The 17,745-nt window shown below is 43.2% G+C and carries 13 protein-coding genes; 11 read left to right on the plus strand and 2 right to left on the minus strand.

Annotated features, from left to right (window positions below; genetic code table 11):
- Nucleotides 1-37 precede the first annotated feature (37 nt).
- On the plus strand, nucleotides 38-1,180 hold the full coding sequence (locus ACQKEZ_RS15285) for a DEAD/DEAH box helicase (protein ID WP_427302217.1): 1,143 nt from the start codon (nucleotides 38-40) through the stop codon (nucleotides 1,178-1,180).
- A gap of 46 nt (nucleotides 1,181-1,226) precedes the next feature.
- On the opposite strand, the gene ACQKEZ_RS15290 is transcribed toward ACQKEZ_RS15285, so the two are convergent.
- Together ACQKEZ_RS15290 and ACQKEZ_RS15295 are read right to left on the minus strand one after the other, a co-directional pair.
- Nucleotides 1,227-2,237, minus strand: a complete 1,011-nt coding sequence (locus tag ACQKEZ_RS15290; RefSeq protein ID WP_427302219.1) for an NADP-dependent oxidoreductase — start codon at nucleotides 2,235-2,237, stop codon at nucleotides 1,227-1,229.
- A 120-nt stretch (nucleotides 2,238-2,357) separates the two neighbouring features.
- Nucleotides 2,358-2,546 carry a DUF3212 family protein gene (locus ACQKEZ_RS15295; protein WP_427302420.1) on the minus strand — a complete coding sequence of 63 codons (189 nt, stop codon included), beginning with the start codon at nucleotides 2,544-2,546 and terminating at the stop codon, nucleotides 2,358-2,360.
- A gap of 1,366 nt (nucleotides 2,547-3,912) precedes the next feature.
- Here ACQKEZ_RS15295 and ACQKEZ_RS15300 point away from each other — a divergent pair.
- The 10 genes from ACQKEZ_RS15300 to ACQKEZ_RS15345 all read left to right on the plus strand — a co-directional run bounded on the left by ACQKEZ_RS15300 (nucleotide 3,913) and on the right by ACQKEZ_RS15345 (nucleotide 17,599).
- On the plus strand, nucleotides 3,913-4,572 hold the full coding sequence (locus ACQKEZ_RS15300; RefSeq protein WP_427302221.1) for a class I SAM-dependent methyltransferase: 660 nt from the start codon (nucleotides 3,913-3,915) through the stop codon (nucleotides 4,570-4,572).
- Between the two features lie 94 nt (nucleotides 4,573-4,666).
- Nucleotides 4,667-5,392, plus strand: a complete 726-nt coding sequence (locus tag ACQKEZ_RS15305; RefSeq protein ID WP_427302222.1) for a GTP cyclohydrolase II — start codon at nucleotides 4,667-4,669, stop codon at nucleotides 5,390-5,392.
- 30 nt (nucleotides 5,393-5,422) lie between these two features.
- Complete coding sequence (locus tag ACQKEZ_RS15310; protein ID WP_427302224.1) at nucleotides 5,423-6,226, plus strand: formylglycine-generating enzyme family protein; 804 nt, start codon at nucleotides 5,423-5,425, stop codon at nucleotides 6,224-6,226.
- 3 nt (nucleotides 6,227-6,229) lie between these two features.
- A complete protein-coding gene (locus tag ACQKEZ_RS15315; RefSeq protein ID WP_427302226.1) occupies nucleotides 6,230-7,987 on the plus strand; it encodes a WD40 repeat domain-containing protein in 1,758 nt (585 codons plus the stop codon).
- A gap of 288 nt (nucleotides 7,988-8,275) precedes the next feature.
- Nucleotides 8,276-9,367 carry a bifunctional diaminohydroxyphosphoribosylaminopyrimidine deaminase/5-amino-6-(5-phosphoribosylamino)uracil reductase RibD gene (ribD, locus tag ACQKEZ_RS15320; RefSeq protein ID WP_427302228.1) on the plus strand — a complete coding sequence of 364 codons (1,092 nt, stop codon included), beginning with the start codon at nucleotides 8,276-8,278 and terminating at the stop codon, nucleotides 9,365-9,367.
- A 113-nt stretch (nucleotides 9,368-9,480) separates the two neighbouring features.
- Nucleotides 9,481-12,678 (plus strand): exosporium glycoprotein BclB-related protein, encoded by a 3,198-nt coding sequence (locus ACQKEZ_RS15325; protein ID WP_427302229.1) that lies wholly within the window; start codon nucleotides 9,481-9,483, stop codon nucleotides 12,676-12,678.
- Nucleotides 12,679-12,832: 154 nt separating this feature from the next.
- Nucleotides 12,833-14,443 (plus strand): ATP-binding protein, encoded by a 1,611-nt coding sequence (locus ACQKEZ_RS15330; RefSeq protein WP_427302422.1) that lies wholly within the window; start codon nucleotides 12,833-12,835, stop codon nucleotides 14,441-14,443.
- Nucleotides 14,436-15,125, plus strand: a complete 690-nt coding sequence (locus ACQKEZ_RS15335) for a response regulator (RefSeq protein WP_427302231.1) — start codon at nucleotides 14,436-14,438, stop codon at nucleotides 15,123-15,125. The genes ACQKEZ_RS15330 and ACQKEZ_RS15335 overlap by 8 nt, the downstream gene beginning before the upstream one ends.
- A 76-nt stretch (nucleotides 15,126-15,201) precedes the next feature.
- Nucleotides 15,202-16,110, plus strand: a complete 909-nt coding sequence (locus ACQKEZ_RS15340) for a tripartite tricarboxylate transporter substrate-binding protein (protein WP_427302232.1) — start codon at nucleotides 15,202-15,204, stop codon at nucleotides 16,108-16,110.
- A 190-nt stretch (nucleotides 16,111-16,300) separates the two neighbouring features.
- Nucleotides 16,301-17,599: a citrate:proton symporter gene (locus ACQKEZ_RS15345; protein WP_427302234.1), complete on the plus strand. Its 1,299-nt coding sequence runs from the start codon at nucleotides 16,301-16,303 to the stop codon at nucleotides 17,597-17,599.
- Nucleotides 17,600-17,745: the final 146 nt, after the last annotated feature.

Consider the following 17,745-nt stretch of genomic DNA (forward strand, 5'->3'; position numbering starts at 1 on the left):
CTTGGGAGTAGACTGAATGAGAATAAAGGAGAACGACATGAAGGAAACTTGGGCATTTTTCAATCAAGCAAAGCCATTTATTAAGGAAAACTTTGAAGCATCAGGCTTTGAGAAGCCAACAACAGTACAAGAGAAAACAGTAGAATGGATCATGAATAAACGAGATGTCGTTGCAGAGTCACCGACAGGGACTGGGAAAACACTTGCTTATGTACTGCCGTTATTAAATAACATACAACCTGATATTAAACATCCACAGGTGCTTATTTTGGCACCATCACGAGAGTTAGTGATGCAGATTTTTCAAGTGGTGCAGGACTTTAAACAAGGATCTGATGTAAAAGCCATTTCACTTATCGGCGGAGCGAATATCAAAAAGCAGCAAGAAAAACTAAAAAAGCATCCGCATATCATTGTTGCGACACCAGGACGTGTGCAGGAATTAATCAAGATCAAAAAGCTTAAAATGCATGAAATCAAGACAATTGTTTTAGATGAAGCAGATCAGCTTCTTGTGCCAGAGCATATCAAAACAATTCAAGCGATCATTAAATCGACATTAAAGGAAAGACAGCTTCTTTGTTTTTCAGCGACATTAAAAGAAGAAACCATTCAAATGATGAGAGAGCTTGCTTCTGAACCTGAGGTGCTTAAAATCGGCAGAAGCCAGGAAGAAGCAAAGAAGGTAAAGCATTATTATTTATTATGTGATCAACGTGATAAAGTAAAATTACTGCAAAAACTTTCTCGTTTTGAAGGTATGCAAGCACTCGTCTTTGTCCGTGATATTACGAATTTGAGTATTTATGCCGAAAAGCTTGTGTATCACCATGTTGATCTTGGTGTACTGCATAGTGAAGCGAAAAAGACAGATCGTGCGGTCATGTTACAGTCGTTTGAACAAAGAGAATTCCCACTCTTATTGGCAACAGATATTGCGGCACGAGGAATTGATATTGAGGACTTGCCTTATGTCATTCATGCTGATTTGCCAAACGAAGACGGCTATATCCATCGTTCAGGCAGAACAGGCCGAGCAGGGAAGGAAGGGACTGTCATTAGTCTTGTCACACCACAAGAAGAAACAAGGCTGAAGAAGATAGTGAAGAAGCTGAATGTGACAGTGGAAGAAATCATTTATAAACAAGGACAGCTTCAGCTTGCGATAGATACGAAGTAATCCAAAGCAAAGACCCAAAGTTATACTCTGGGTCTTTTGCTTTGGATTAAATCTTCACAAGTTGTTTCCCAATATTCTCTCCTTTAAATAAGCCGAGGAAAGCATCTGGAATCTTTTCAAAGCCTTCAACAATTGTTTCTTTGTATACGAGTTTGTCTTCTTTTACCCAATGCGCTAAATCCTTCGCTGCTTCTCCAAATCGATCAGCATAATTGCCGACGACAAAGCCTTGCATAAGCGCACTTGTTTTGATGAGTTTTGTTTGGACACGTGGACCGATATCTTCGTTCGCATTACTGACATTATAAGCAGAAATTGCACCACAAACTGGAATCCGTGCGAATTGATTGAGGTGGTTCATGACCGCATCGGAAATTTCTCCGCCAACGTTATCAAAATACACATCGACCCCATTTGGACATGCTTTTTCAATTGCCTCGTTCATGTCTGGGGTTGTTTTATAGTTAATGGTTTCGTCAAAGCCAAGCTCTTTTAAATAAGCGAGTTTATCATCTGAGCCAGCAATTCCTACGACATGTGCTCCTTTGATTTTCGCAATTTGTCCGACAACTGAACCTACAGCGCCTGCTGCACCTGATACGACAACCGTTTCTCCTTCTTTTGGCTGACCGATTGACAGTAAGCCAAAGTAGGCTGTTTGACCAGGCATTCCTAATAGACCTAAATAGTAGGATAGTGGTGCAATTGAGGGATCAATTTTGGTGAGTGAATCAGCACTTGCAGTTGAATATTCCTGCCACCCGAGAAAGCCGAGAACGAAATCACCAGTTTGTAGTTGATCTGATTTCGATTCTATGACTTCTCCAACGACGCCCCCCTTTATCACTTCATTTAGTTTAAAGGGCGCTGTATAAGATTTTGTGTCTTGCATTCTGCCTCTCATATAAGGATCGACGGAGACGTACTTTGTTTGAATAAGGACTTCTCCATCATTTGGAACCGGTATATCGACTGTTGTAAAGTGGAAAACCTCTTTCGTTGGCATACCCTTCGGACGAGATGCCAATTGAATTTGTTGTTGTTTTTGATCACCCATGTAAAATCCTCCCTTTCATTTGATCCTAGGATTACATTAACATGATGCTACTTATCATTCAAAACATACGGTCTTTTATGGACACATACAAAAAAGCAGCCTAAACGGGAGTTCGTCAGACTACTTCTTATGAATGGATACTGTTAAAAACGGCGGAAGTGATACGAACAACTTGTACATGTTCGCATCGCGCTTTTTTAGCAAATATTCGTTGGCATTTTCTATGGAGGCTGTCATCATATCGCAAGTCACAAAAGGAAAAAGAATATTCAAGTATGTGGACAACATGTCTTTAGGGTCTTGTTCAATCGTTTCGAATCCATGCTGTTAAGATGAACATTAGAAATGAAACGGTTCGATGGAGGCATTATCAGGTGACGTCCCTTTGCGGGATATCCTCATGATAATGCCTTTTGTTTTAACAGATTCCGATCTTCTAGTAAGTTTCTATTTTATATAATAGAAACTTACTAGAAGATCGCGGGTTGAATTGCTAATTGAAAATGTAGAAAGAACAAGGAATGGGGCTGTAAAACGAGGTTTTTTAGTTATATGGATACTGTTTTTGCATTGGGAAATAATTATTACATTTTTACTTTTTAAACCAAATACTTATTATGTTACATGTAAAATGAAAGATAAAAAAGTTGGTTATATTGGTTTAAGAAGATATTTTTGTGTGTTTTAAGGTCGGGAAATCTTGAAAACCCCACATTTTTTCAATTAAAAATTAAATTTAATGTTTAGGAAATAAATTTGTTGACAAAACAATAGTAAAATTTTATATTTGGTTGTAAATAAAACGATATGGAAGGAGTTGTTAATTTTGTTCGATCAAAATTGCCTGTTGCGAATCGAGTGTTTATCTCGCAAACAAGTAATGATTGGCTTTGATATGAGGGATTGACATCATGAAATTGAGTCTGGATTTTTACAAGATTCATTTTTCACCCGTAGTATCCAATGAAAAACGAGAAGCGAAAGATAATGAAATGGAGATGTTAAATTGAAAAAAAGAAGATGGAGGAACGGAAGGTGTTGTTGTTTTCCAAGAATATGAGAAAAGCATATTTACTGATTGGGGATCAATAAATATTGAAAGCGTTATCATATCATTCTTGTAGCAATGTTGCTAGACTTGACATGGTTTTTCGAATGAATCCGCTAGTTTTTTTATAGGCGTTTCTTCCGAATGCAAGGCTGATAGATTTTAAAAAAAACCTTTCGAACGATTAGTGATTGCGATTACAAAACAGAGGTGATATTTCCACGAAGGTCAGGACTAAGGGTGTTTATTACACTGTTGCTTGAAAGGGGGTGAAACACAATGTAAAAGGATGAAATAAACCAATCGCCGTATGGTTCAACTAGTTGGCTAATTTGTTCTATGCCTTTCTCTTTCTTATCCCAAATCATGAGAGGCAAGCTACTTTAAAAAACACAACGACCACATCATTCAATTAATTGGTTAAAGTGTCGTTCCAAAAATGGAGAGTTTTCAAGTGAGAGTGAAGGCTCTCCATTTTAAAAAATGAAGACAAATACGTAATCTAGCATAAACATTTTCCATCATATCATACGTTTATTTGATTTAAAACCCTAAAAAGCGAAAAAATACAAAGTTTATTCACATATTAGGAGAAGCTGACTTAAAACATGGCGAAGGAGGTCCCATATGATTAAAAAGGTTTTATACCATGAAAACAGTGTTTTGTATTTGGACAATATGCGTTTGGCGTTCGAGGAACACTATCAGAAGAATACAGATATGTGGTCAAATGATACGTCCTTAACGGAAGCTGCAGCTATCGCACTTTCTGCTTGGCGCTCAAAGCAAAAGGACACACTTCCTTCTGTTTTAGATATAGGCTGTGGTAATGGCAGGGGACTGAGCCGATTAGATAAGCTTTTGGCTTATACCGGTATTGATCTTTATCGACATGAAGGGTGGAGCCAATTAGAAAGAACTGCTGATTTTTCAGTGCGATTTATTCATGGAGATTTTCTGTCATGGGCTTTAGAGCAAGACGATAAGCCGTTGTTTGATCTAATTTTGGACCATGGCTGTTTTCATCACCAGCATCCAGATGACCATGAAACCTACTTACAGCAGGCGGCTTCTGTGTTACGTGAAGGCGGTGTGTTCTCTCTCGTTGTATGGGGAGAAGAGTGGAAGTCTGGTTTGATTGGAGAAGACGGCAGATTTCATTTTTCATTTTCAGATTCACAGATTGGCGAAAAAATATGTACATCAGGCCTTGAGCTTGTCTCTATTCATCAAATCAAGGCGAAGGCAGGGTTAAATCAACATCATGTTATCGCTGTGAAGGTTTAGTGCAAAGGAGGCGGTGAGTTATGACGCCATTTTTCTAGGCGCACATCCCATCCTGAACGGAGACTGCTGAATGGTTATGAAGAGGGGGAGACATATGAACGAGTTTATATCTGAATTGCAATCGGTTATTGACCATTTTACATTTCGGCAGAAAAACTATTTGCTGATAGGACCGGTGAATTTGCCCATCTCCATTGCCAATGAAGAAAAGGTTTTTCAATGGTATGCATTTGCTCCAATAGAAAAAGGCGTTATTCCTACTGTCGAAACAGTTGTACAAATGAGTGTGATGCAGCAGACGTTTTCTTCATGCTTGATGCTCGGTGATTTTGAAAATGAGGTGCCGCCACTAGTGAGAATTCACAGTGTCTGTCAAACAGGTGATGTGTTTGGCTCACTAAAATGTGATTGTGGCCCACAGCTTGCGTCGTCATTGGAGAAAATTGCAGATTACGGCAAGGGAATGCTAGTCTATTTGGCCAACCAAGAGGGGCGCTCTATCGGTCTTTTGGCGAAGGCACTTACTTACAAGCTTCAGGAAATGAAGGTCAATACATTTGAAGCGAACCGCATAATCGGTTGTGGCGATGATGACCGCCATTACGAGGAGGCGGCTGCGGTGCTGAACTTTCTTAACAAAGGAAAGCCGCTTCATCTTTTGACCAACAATCCAGATAAAGTTGATTCTATTATGGCATATGGTATTCCTGTAGTGCGAAGTGATCACACGGTTGAGGCATCTGAATACAATGAAGCCTATTTAAAAGCCAAAGTTGCTTCTGGACATATGGTGGATGAAAAAAAGTTAATCAATCAATAGCAGATTTTGAGATAAAGGCGGGAGAAAATTGTGAAATCTGAAATCAAATGGATTCATATACCTAGCGGCTATGCGACGATCGGAAGCAATGAAGATGATATGAAAAAAGCAGCTGAATTTTGGAAGGACAAGCTACTAAATCCAACCTATGGCCGTGAAAAAAAATTTCAGAAATGGCTTTATAAAGAATATCCATCCTATCAAAGGTATATGGCTGAATTTTATATATCAGACACGTTAATAACCAATGATCTGTTTCAGTCCTTTTGTGATGATACAGGCCATCCCTACCCGGAGAGCCTGACAAACCCTGAGCTGGGCGGAGGCAAGAGCCACCCTGCATGGGGGATGGACATTGAAGAGGCTCTTGATTGTTGCAAGTGGCTAAGCGGAAAGCTCGGTTATGACATCTCTATTCCCAATGAGGAACAATGGGAGTATGCAGCACGAGGAAGTACGAGAAACCAATATCCATGGGGAGATGAATTTAATTCGGCTTTTTGCAATACGCACGAGTCGGGTATCGAAAAAACGACGCCTGTTCGTCATTTTGAGAAAGGAAAATCTTATTTTGGACTCTATGACATGGGAGGCAATGTGGAAGAATGGGTGAACTCCACTTATCACGTGTATGAGGGTGGGCATGAAGTAATTGATGATTTGACAGAAACACTTGGACGTAACTATCACATTTTAAAAGGCGGGTCCTTTGCAAGAGGTGGTGATTTGTGCAGGGTTGCCAGAAGACATGGCAAGCATCCAGATCCAGTTTTCCGCTTTACAGGCTTCCGCTTGATCACACAACAAAAACAAAAAATAAAAGTAGGGGTGTAAAAAATGCATAATGGACCAATTACGTCAGTTTTATCTTGCCAGCATGACAAAGTAGTATACACAGGTGGTTATGATCGATGTATTTATAAATGGGATCGGGCAACGGGTGACTATACCTTTGTAGGAAGTCATAAGCACATCATCAATTCACTGTCCCTGTCTGAAAATGAACGACTGCTTGCAAGTGCCTCTTCTGACTACACGATTAATCTTTATGATACTGAAACAAATAAACTGATTAGAACATTATATGGACATGCGGATGATGTTGAGGCTGTTGCATTTGCAAAGCAGGATACACTGCTTATCTCGGTGTCAAGAGACCGAAGATGCTTAGTGTGGGATATAAAAACAGGTGCGATTTTAAGTGAATTTAACGGTCACAGTAAAGATGTTTTATCTATTTGGATACATGGTGACAAAGCATTCACAACAGGCGATGATGGCTATGTGCTTGTTTGGATTATTGAGACTGGGGAAGTGGTTGGCGAAATCGGGCCTTTCGACTATGAGCTTGATACAATAAGCGGCAACAATAAAAAGGAAGTGTTTGCCCTTGGGCGCGATGACGGAACGGTTATTATTTATGATGCAGTCACTTTACAAATGAAGAAAACGATCAAGGCTCATTTACAGGGAGTCAAGCGAGTCAATTTTTCCCCAAGTGGGAACTATTTGCTGACAGCAGGCTATGATCATTTGATCAAACTGTGGGATTATGAGACTGGAGAACTGACAAATACTCTGTTTCCACATATTTACCAATGGGAACGGTCACTTGTTTGGACAGAGGATGAACAATCTATTTTAGGCGCAAGCTTTGGGAGAACGTATTGTGAATGGTCGATTGCGGAAGGGAAGATTGTCTCAAACGATATTGAGATGGCGACACCTTCTATTAACGATATTGCCATCACTGCCGCCGGTGATATGATCACCGCATCAGATGATGGAAAATTCAGAAAAAACGGACTTGAAATTGTGAAGTCAACAGGGGTTCTGACGAATGGAGTTGCGGCAGCTAGCGATGGAAGCTTTTATGCGTGGGGTGACCATGCAAGCCAGGTTCATATTGTGAGAGGTGATAATGAACAAATGACATCATTCAATCTAAATACTGGACCGGTGAACAGCATCTATTTTAATGAAAAAGACCGACACTTTTACATTGGCACTTATGGCGGATATGTCCATATTATATCGACAGAAACCATGAAAGAAACAGGCAGAACAAAAGCACACGAGTGCGCAGTTAAAGCATTGAAGGTTGACGATCGCTTCATTGTGACTGCGGCTGTGGAAGGTGTCGTCTGTATTTTTGATAAACAGGATTTGTCATTAAAAGCAGAGTATGTAGGTGCAACCGAGTTGCTCAATGATGTTTTCATCGAAAGTGAAAAAGAACGCATTACGATTGTGAGCCGTGACAAAAATGTCCGAATCTTTGATCTAAATACGGGGAAAATCATCGCTCAGCATAACAAACATCAATATTCAATCAAGTCAATTGCTGTCACAGAATCAGGGTATATCGTAAGCGGGGATTACTGGGGATATGTTGTTGTGTGGAATCCAGATTTTGACATCATTACTGGTCCGTTCAGAATCGCCCAAAACGGCATTAGTGCCATTCGAAATTTGAAAAATGACGTCTATGCTAGCTCATATGATGGGGGGATTTTTCATATTAAAGAGGATGGAACGCATACGGAAGTGCTTCGCTTGTTTGAGCAATTTCCTGAAGAAGTGGTCTCTCATTAAGAAAACAGATTGAAGCGGGGGATTTCTCATGATAAGTGTTTGCAAGGAACATATGAAAGAAGGACTCTCAGTCCTCAACTGTCCACATGTTCTCTTGATCAATAAATACGAAATGCGCAAATGCTGCTTCTGCAAAAAAAGAGCATCATATAAATTGTTTTATTCGCTACCTTACTATGATCGTTCTGAGAAGAAGCGAATTATAAAAGTGTAGAAAGTGAACATGAGAATAGAGCTCCTTCTTGATATGAAGGAGCTTTTTCCCTTTGATATTGAAAGGAGATTAGGATGAAGGACGATTCTTATTATATGAAACTAGCTATTGAAAATGCGAAGGCGATGAAGGGACAAACTTCTCCGAATCCGCTTGTTGGTGCGATACTGGTGAAGGATGGGAAAATTGTTGGGATTGGCGCCCATTTGCAGGCTGGCGAACCGCATGCTGAAATTCATGCACTACAAATGGCTGGACAAAAGGCAAAGGATGCTGTCATGTTTGTCACACTTGAACCATGCGCACATCACGGAAAAACTGGTTCCTGTACAGAGGCACTAATGAAAAGCGGAGTGAAACGAGTTGTAATCGCCTCTAAAGATCCAAATCCGCTCGTTTCAGGGAAAGGTGTAGCCATGCTGAAAAAGGCAGGAATAGAAATAGAGGAAGGTTTGTGTAGGGAGGAGGCAGTTCGGTTAAATGCTCCTTTTTTTCACTCGATTCAATACAATCGTCCCTTCGTGACATTAAAAACGGCCATTTCATTGGATGGAAAGATTGCGACATCGAAAAGGGAGAGCAAGTGGATCACAGGTGAAGAAGCAAGGCAAGATGTGCAATGTATACGTCAAGAATCAGATGCCATCATCACTGGAGTCGAGACGGTCATTCAAGATGACCCTAGTCTCACCGTCAGGAGGAAAGAGGTCATACAGCCTGTTCGTGTCATCCTGGACTCCAAGCTGAGAATCCCGCTCTTTGCGAAATGCCTGACTGATGGTAAAGCAGAAACCATTATTTGTACGTCTCGCCAATATGATAAAGAAAAACGTGAACAACTAGAAAATAAAGGAGTCAATGTATTTGTAACGAGCGGAAGAAAATATACAAATCTTCCCGATGTATTGAGGATGCTAAGAGAGCGCTCCATGATGTCGGTTCTCATTGAAGCAGGTGGTCATGTCAATGCATCCTTTCTTGAAGCGGGATTGGTGAATGAAGTAGTGATCTATATGGCACCCATATTCATAGGTGGACAAAAGGCACCGACATTTTTCGAAGGAAATGGTTTTGAAAGACTAGCTGAAACAATCCGTGTCACAGAAATGAAGTCAGACATGATGGGGAGCGATATGAAACTCACACTTCGGCTTTCGTCACATTAAATGAATAAAATCTTGCGCCATGTGTGTAAGGTTATTTAAAAGTTTCGTAACATAATTAAATTGTACAAACACCTTTCTCTAGATGCTTGAATACGATGGAGAGGGGTGATTCTATGAAAAGATGTAGACAATGTGGAAAAACGTTTCCGCCTCATCCAAAAGACGCCTACCAAAAAGGCAGTTGGTATGATGCGTATAAGGATGATGGTTGGGAATGTGATATTTGTAAGAAAGGTAAGCATGTAAAGCAAGTGAAAAAGACTTGCTGTGACAAAGATCCTTGTACTTGTGTGATACGAGTACCATCAGGAGGACGAGGAAGACGAGGCCCAGTGGGGCCAGCAGGTCCAGCGGGTCCAACCGGCGCAACAGGTCCAACAGGACCAGGAGTTGGAACGACAGGAGCCACCGGAGCAACAGGAGCCACAGGTCTCACTGGATTACCAGGAACTACAGGTGCAACAGGAGATCCCGGAGCAACAGGCGCAACAGGTCCAACGGGAGTAACAGGAGATCCCGGAGCGACAGGAGCAACAGGTCCAACGGGAGTAACAGGAGATCCCGGAGCGACAGGAGCAACAGGAGACACAGGTCTCACTGGATTACCAGGAACTACAGGTGCAACAGGAGCCACCGGAGCCACAGGTCCAACAGGAGCAACAGGAGATCCCGGAGCAACAGGAGCCACAGGTCCAACAGGAGTAACAGGAGATCCCGGAGCTACCGGAGCAACAGGAGCCACAGGTCTCACTGGATTACCAGGAACTACAGGCGCAACAGGTCCAACGGGAGTAACAGGAGATCCCGGAGCTACCGGAGCAACAGGAGCCACAGGTCTCACTGGATTACCAGGAACTACAGGTGCAACAGGAGCCACCGGAGCCACAGGTCCAACAGGAGCAACAGGAGATCCCGGAGCGACAGGAGCAACAGGAGCCACAGGTCTCACTGGATTACCAGGAACTACAGGAGCCACCGGAGCAACAGGAGCAACAGGAGATCCCGGAGCCACCGGTCCAACGGGAGCCACAGGTTCAACGGGAGCAACAGGAGATCCCGGAGCCACAGGAGCCACAGGTCCAACGGGAGTAACAGGAGCAACAGGTCCGACCGGTCTCACAGGATTACCAGGAACTACAGGTGCAACAGGAGCAACAGGAGATCCCGGAGCCACAGGAGCCACAGGTCCGACCGGTCTCACAGGATTACCAGGAACTACAGGTGCAACAGGAGCCACCGGAGCCACAGGTCCAACGGGAGCAACAGGAGATCCTGGAGCCACCGGAGCCACAGGAGCGACAGGAGCCACAGGTCCAACGGGAGTAACAGGAGATCCCGGAGCCACCGGAGCAACGGGAGCAACAGGAGCAACAGGAGCAACAGGAGCCACAGGTCCAACGGGAGTAACAGGAGATCCCGGAGCCACCGGAGCCACCGGAGCAACAGGGGCAACCGGCGCAACCGGAGCAACAGGAGCAACGGGAGCCACCGGAGCAACAGGAGATACAGGTCCAACCGGCGCAACCGGAGCAACCGGTGCAACAGGAGCCACCGGAGCAACAGGAGCAACAGGAGTTACAGGAGCCACCGGCGCAACCGGAGCAACAGGAGCAACGGGCGCAACCGGTGCGACAGGAGATACAGGTCCAACCGGAGCCACCGGAGCAACGGGAGCCACCGGAGCAACGGGAGCAACCGGTGCGACAGGAGATACAGGTCCAACCGGCGCAACTGGAGCAACAGGTGCAACCGGAGCAACGGGAGCAACAGGAGTTACAGGTGCAACCGGAGCAACAGGAGTTACAGGTGCAACCGGAGCAACGGGAGCAACAGGCGCAACCGGTGCGACAGGAGATACAGGTCCAACCGGCGCAACGGGAGCAACAGGCGCAACAGGTGCAACCGGAGCAACCGGCGCAACGGGAGCAACAGGAGTTACAGGTGCAACGGGAGCAACAGGAGTTACAGGTGCAACCGGAGCAACGGGAGCAACAGGCGCAACCGGTGCGACAGGAGATACAGGTCCAACCGGAGCAACGGGAGCAACAGGCGCAACAGGAGCAACAGGCGCAACAGGAGCAACGGGAGCAACAGGCGCGACAGGAGATACAGGTCCAACCGGCGCAACCGGAGCAACCGGTGCAACAGGAGCAACCGGAGCAACCGGTGCGACAGGAGATACAGGTCCAACAGGCGCAACCGGAGCAACCGGCGCAACCGGAGCAACCGGCGCAACCGGAGCAACCGGTGCAACAGGAGCAACCGGTGCAACAGGAGCAACCGGAGCAACCGGCGCAACCGGAGCAACAGGTGCAACCGGAGCAACCGGAGCCACCGGAGCAACAGGTGCGACAGGTGCGACAGGAGATACAGGTCCAACCGGAGCAACCGGTGCGACAGGAGATACAGGTCCAACCGGCGCAACGGGAGCAACAGGCGCAACGGGAGCAACAGGCGCAACAGGTGCAACCGGAGCAACAGGAGCAACAGGCGCAACCGGAGCAACAGGAGCCACCGGAGCAACCGGAGCAACAGGCGCAACCGGTGCAACCGGAGCAACCGGAGCCACCGGAGCAACAGGAGTTACAGGTGCAACGGGAGCAACAGGAGATACAGGTCCAACCGGAGCAACGGGAGCCACCGGAGCAACCGGAGCAACGGGAGCGACAGGAGCAACCGGAGCGACAGGAGATACAGGTCCAACAGGCGCAACCGGCGCAACAGGAGTCACGGGAGCAACAGGAGCAACGGGAGCAACCGGAGCGACAGGAGATACAGGTCCAACCGGAGCAACTGGTGCTAGTGCCATTATTCCATTTGCATCAGGTTTACCTGTTGCTTTGACAACAATTGCAGGCGGTTTAGTTGGAACTTCTAGTTTAGTTGGATTTGGTAGCTCTGCGACAGGTGTTACTATCGTTGGTGGAATTATCGACTTAACCGGTGCAGCAGGGACACTTCTTAACATGGCATTTTCTGTTCCAAGAAGTGGAACGATTACTTCATTTGCTGGATATTTCAGTACTACAGCTGCTTTAACCTTAGTTGGAACAAGTATTACAGTGACAGCTAGACTGTTTGCTTCACCAACACCAAATAACAGCTTTACCGAAATAGCAAGTGTCGCATTATCACCACCATTAACGGGTATTTTAACACTTGGAGCCATTTCAAATGGTATTGCAACTGGTTTAAATATCCCAGTCACACCACAAACAAGATTGCTTGTTGTTTTCTCAGCAACGGCAACAGGGTTATCTTTAATAAACGCAGTTGCAGGCTATGCAAGTGCGGGATTATCCATCACGTAAGACTAGCAAAGGGATGACTCATTTTTGAGTCATCTTTTTTTATCCGTTCTTTTAGTGGGATTTTTTTCTCTCAATCTTGAAAGAAAAAGTGATATGATTTTCTTATACGATATACTTTTCATCTATTTGGGCTAGGGGTTGTGGGACGGTGAAGATGGAGCAAAGAAAGGTATCCTTACAAACAAGAATATTGGTGCTCATCATTGTGCTTTTGCTCTTTGTCATTGCTTTACTTACCATTTGCTTCGGATTTCTTCAATCCTCAGCGAGACAAAAGCAGGCAGAGCAATTAGCCGTACAAACAGCAAGAACAATTTCATATATGCCACCGATTAAATCATCTATGGCAGCATCATTGGCATCTGCGGGAGAGGAGCAGGCAGTTCTTGAACAGATGAAGGAACAGGTGTCAGCTCATGCTATTTTTATCACAAATCAAAAGGGGAGGGTGCTTTTACATACTGATGATGAACATGTTGGAAGGACCATTAGTTTAGCTGATGGCAGAAGTACTTTACTTTTTGGTGGGACATCTATTTCAGCAGGCACTTCTAATGGAGAGACCGTGTTAAGAGGTAGTGCGCCAATCATGAAGGAGTCAGATGAATTTGAAAAAATTATTGGAACAGTTACGGTTGAATTCTTAAAAAAGGATATCGATCGTGCCACGACAAAGCAGCTTTTTACGTTAAGTTATTTGGCATTGCTTGTCTTACTTCCAGGGATATTCGGTGCTATTTTTTTAGCGAAAAGCATTCGTAAGGACACGCTAGGACTTGAACCACATGAGATCGCTTCTTTATATCGAGAGCGGGAAGCGATGCTTCTTGCGATTAAAGAAGGAATCATTGCCTTTGATCGAAAGGGGCGCATCACCATGATGAATACGTCAGCAGAAAAAATGTTGCGCGTTCATTCTACACAATCGCTTCATATTGATCAGGTGCTATCAAAAGCAGATGTGTTATCATTGCTCACTTTAGAATCAATTGAACCTAATATAGAGACAGAAGTTAACCAAAAGACGTTTGTATTGAATGTCAAAAAGGTGGTTCAAGGGAGTATAGTGTATGGGGGGATTGTGAGCTTTCGTGAAAAAACGGAGCTGACGAAGCTATTGGATACTTTGACTGAGGTCAGCCAATATTCAGAGGATTTGCGGGCGCAAACACACGAGTTTTCAAATAAACTGTATGCGATTTTAGGTCTTCTAGAGCTAAAGCAATTTGATGAAGCAATCGAGTTAATCAAAGACGAGTATACATTGCAAAATAGGCAACACGACTTATTGATGAAGCAAATTCAATCTCCCAAAATACAGGCCATTCTCCTAGGGAAACTTGGCAAGGCATCTGAGAAAAAAGTGAATTTTCGAATTGATGAAAACAGTTCATTGGAACCGCTTCCGAATCACCTGAGTCTATCCCATTTTATTACGATTATTGGCAATCTCGTAGATAATGCGTTCGAAGCAGTCCTACATAAAGATAAGCGAGAGGTAGATTTTTTTATCACAGATATTGGGCTTGATATTATTATTGAAGTCTCTGATTCTGGTGATGGAGTAAAAGAAGCAGAGCGCATAAACATTTTCACAAGAGGTCATTCAACAAAGGGAGAAGCCCGCGGTTATGGACTAGCCAATGTGAAAGAAGTGTTAGATGAGCTTGGGGGCTGGATCGAAGTCACCAATAAAAAAGAAGGCGGCGCATTATTCACTGTATACATACCGAAAGAAACAAAGGGGGATTTAAGCAGTGATTAAGGTATTAATTGCAGAGGATGACTTTCGTATCGCGGCGATTCATGAGTCATATATTCAGCAAATACATGGATTCCATGTCATAGGCAAGGCAAAGAGTGCACAAGACATGTGGTTCGTCTTGCATAAAGAGCATGTTGATTTAATTTTACTTGATGTGTACATGCCGGACGAACTTGGAACAAATTTATTGCCATTGCTTCGTGAGCGTTATCCAGAAGTCGATGTCATTGTGATTACAGCGGCAACGGAAATAAAGCATTTGAAGGAAGCGCTTCATTACGGTATTATTCATTATTTGATTAAGCCGGTCACATCAAATAAATTTTCACAGGTTTTAACAGCATATAAAGAGAAAAAAAACTTGATCAATTCAAAAAACGAAGTGAGTCAGACGATGATCGACTTATTTTTTGGTCAAATGCAGCAGGAGCAAAAGGATGAACGGGACTTACCGACGGGAATTAATTCACTTACACTTGAAAAGGTGAAAGAACTGATGATGGTCGAAAGAAGAGGGATAACAGCAGAGGAGCTTGGAGAGAAAATGGGGGCATCTCGGACGACTGCAAGGCGTTATGTAGAATACTTAGTTTCTACGGGAGAATGTCGAGCGGAATTGGCGTACGGCATCATCGGCAGACCTGAAAGAAGATATTATCCAGCGATGAATAAAACGGAGTGAAGATATGTTGAAAAAGGTCATGTTGTTCGTCTTGGTGATGTGTGTATGTATATCCCTTGCTTTTGAGGAGAAAAAAATGAATGGACCATTTTTGAAAAATAAGACACTATTCATTGTCGTCTCTGGTGTGCCAGATGGAGGTTTTGATCAAACGGCTCATGTCATGAAAACAGTGCTTGAAAAGGAGAAGCTTGTCGATCAGCCTGTACATATCCTCTATCAACAAGGTGGAACCGTTGATAAGGGGTGGAAGTATATGATGAATCGTGATGCGAATTATTTAAGTTTAAACTCTAGCCTTCTTTTAAGCCGTAATTTACTAGGGAGTAGCAACGTGACAATGAATGATTTCATGCCGATTGCTATATTAGCACAGGAATGGCAAGTGCTTGCTGTTCACAAACAATCCACTTTTTCAAATGGAAAAGAACTGCTGGACGCTTTAAAACGAAACCCAGATTCATTGACCATTGGATTTGCCCCAGACTTTGGGAATGATGATCAGATTTCAATTGCGCGTGCAGCTGAAATGGCTGGAATTGATCCCTATCAAATCCAATTTTTAAAATTTAATAGTGCGGATGAACTGTTTGATAGCTTGATGGAGAATAAAATAGATGCTGCTTCAACGACCATTACGGAGGTTCGCGATTATTATGAAACAAAGAAGTTGAAGCTCATTGCGACAACGACAAGCAAACGATTAGACGGATTTGAAGATGTGCCTACATGGAAGGAACAAGGAATTCCGCTTGTCTTTTCTCACTGGCGTGGTGTGATGGGATCTAACCATATGAGCCAAAGCGAAGTACAGGAATGGGATCGATTGTTGCAAAAAATGACGCATTCAAAAGAATGGAAAAAGATCCTGAAGCAAAAAGGCTGGTCTGCCTATTATATGAATAGTAAAGAAACGAAGCTGTTTATGGAAGATCAGTTAAAACGATATGAACAATTCATTCAAGGTGAAAAAGCAGTCAAATAAAGCTGCTTTTTTATTTTGTCTCGCAAAAAGCGATCATTTGAACAAAATGAACAAAACGTATTTAACGCCCAAAAAAGAATTAAAATTCACAATATTTACTTCAATTTCACCCTCATATAAGATGACAGAAAGGATTGGGAAAAGGATGTAAACATTAATGAAAGCGTATACAAAATAAGGGGTGAATAAAGTGTTAGCTATTTTAGGATTTCTCATGATGCTTATTTTTATGGTTTTAATTATGACAAAACGCATGTCAGTTTTGACAGCACTTGTATTAACGCCAATTATCTTTGCACTTTTTGCAGGTTTTCAATTCACAGATATTTCTGAAATGATTGTACAAGGGATTCAACAGGTCGCACCAACAGCTGTGATGATCATGTTCGCTATTCTTTATTTCGGTATTATGATTGATGCGGGTCTATTTGATCCGATGGTCGCTAAGATTTTAAAAATTGTAAAAGGTGATCCGTTAAAAATTGTGGTCGGTACGGCAGTATTAACGATGCTGGTCGCGCTTGATGGAGACGGCACAACAACATATATGATTACAACAACTGCGATGCTCCCGTTATTTACACTACTCGGTATTCGTCCGATCATTTTAGCAGGGATTGCAGGTGTTGGGATGGGGATTATGAACACGATTCCGTGGGGAGGTGCAACGCCAAGGGCGGCAAGTGCACTTGGTGTCGACCCATCTCTTTTATTTGGTCCAATGATTCCGGTGATCGGTGCAGGGTTTCTAAGTATGGTTGTGGTGTCTTATTTTCTTGGGAAAGCTGAAAGAAAGCGTCTTGGTGTCATTGAACTAGAGCAACCGATTCATGCAAATGAAATGGCAGCAGCCCTTCAAGATGACATCAAACGCCCAAAGCTATGGTGGTTTAATCTTGCGCTAACACTTCTATTAGTAGCCCTATTGGTTTCAGGTAAAGTTAGTTTAACAGTGCTCTTTGTGTTAGCCTTTTGTGTTGCCATTATTGTCAACTATCCGAATTTGGAGCAACAAAGGGAGCGAATTGCGGCTCACTCAACAAATGTACTTGCGATTGCATCAATGATTTTTGCAGCGGGTGTTTTTACAGGCATTCTCACTGGGACAAAAATGGTCGATGAAATGGCGATTTCGATTGTATCTGCGATTCCAGAACAATTAGGTGGGTTTATTCCTGTGATTGTAGCGCTAACAAGTGGTATTTTTACATTCTTTATGCCAAACGATGCATATTTTTATGGGGTGCTACCGATCCTATCAGAAACAGCGACAGCGTATGGGGTCGATAAAATTGAAATTGCACGAGCATCTATTATTGGACAGCCAATTCATATGTTAAGTCCGCTTGTGCCTTCTACACATTTACTCGTTGGACTTGTCGGTGTGTCACTGGATCAGCATCAAAAATTTGGGATGAAATGGGCTGTTCTTGCAGTTGTCGCCATGACAGTTGTATCCATTCTGATTGGAGCCATTTCCATAGGTTGATGAGGGGAGTGTTCTGCTGTTTGTGGCAGACGCTCTTTTTTTAGGTCAATTTTCAGAGTGTTAAAGTCATTCATAAGATTGATTTTCAGAAATATTCGACATGCAAGACGGATTTTTCTTTATCATGCAAACGAACGAAGGGAGAG

The sequence above is a fragment of the Bacillus sp. NPDC077027 genome (assembly GCF_050269555.1).
GTDB lineage: Bacteria > Bacillota > Bacilli > Bacillales > Bacillaceae > Bacillus.

Coding starts and splice junctions, on each gene's coding strand:
- ACQKEZ_RS15305 (WP_427302222.1), top strand. CDS start 4,667: ATGAACGAGTTTATATCTGAATTGCAATCGGTTATTGACCATTTTACA.
- ACQKEZ_RS15325 (WP_427302229.1), top strand. CDS start 9,481: ATGAAAAGATGTAGACAATGTGGAAAAACGTTTCCGCCTCATCCAAAA.
- ACQKEZ_RS15300 (WP_427302221.1), top strand. CDS start 3,913: ATGATTAAAAAGGTTTTATACCATGAAAACAGTGTTTTGTATTTGGAC.
- ribD (WP_427302228.1), top strand. CDS start 8,276: ATGAAGGACGATTCTTATTATATGAAACTAGCTATTGAAAATGCGAAG.
- ACQKEZ_RS15285 (WP_427302217.1), top strand. CDS start 38: ATGAAGGAAACTTGGGCATTTTTCAATCAAGCAAAGCCATTTATTAAG.
- ACQKEZ_RS15315 (WP_427302226.1), top strand. CDS start 6,230: ATGCATAATGGACCAATTACGTCAGTTTTATCTTGCCAGCATGACAAA.
- ACQKEZ_RS15330 (WP_427302422.1), top strand. CDS start 12,833: ATGGAGCAAAGAAAGGTATCCTTACAAACAAGAATATTGGTGCTCATC.
- ACQKEZ_RS15290 (WP_427302219.1), bottom strand. CDS start 2,237: ATGGGTGATCAAAAACAACAACAAATTCAATTGGCATCTCGTCCGAAG.
- ACQKEZ_RS15340 (WP_427302232.1), top strand. CDS start 15,202: ATGAATGGACCATTTTTGAAAAATAAGACACTATTCATTGTCGTCTCT.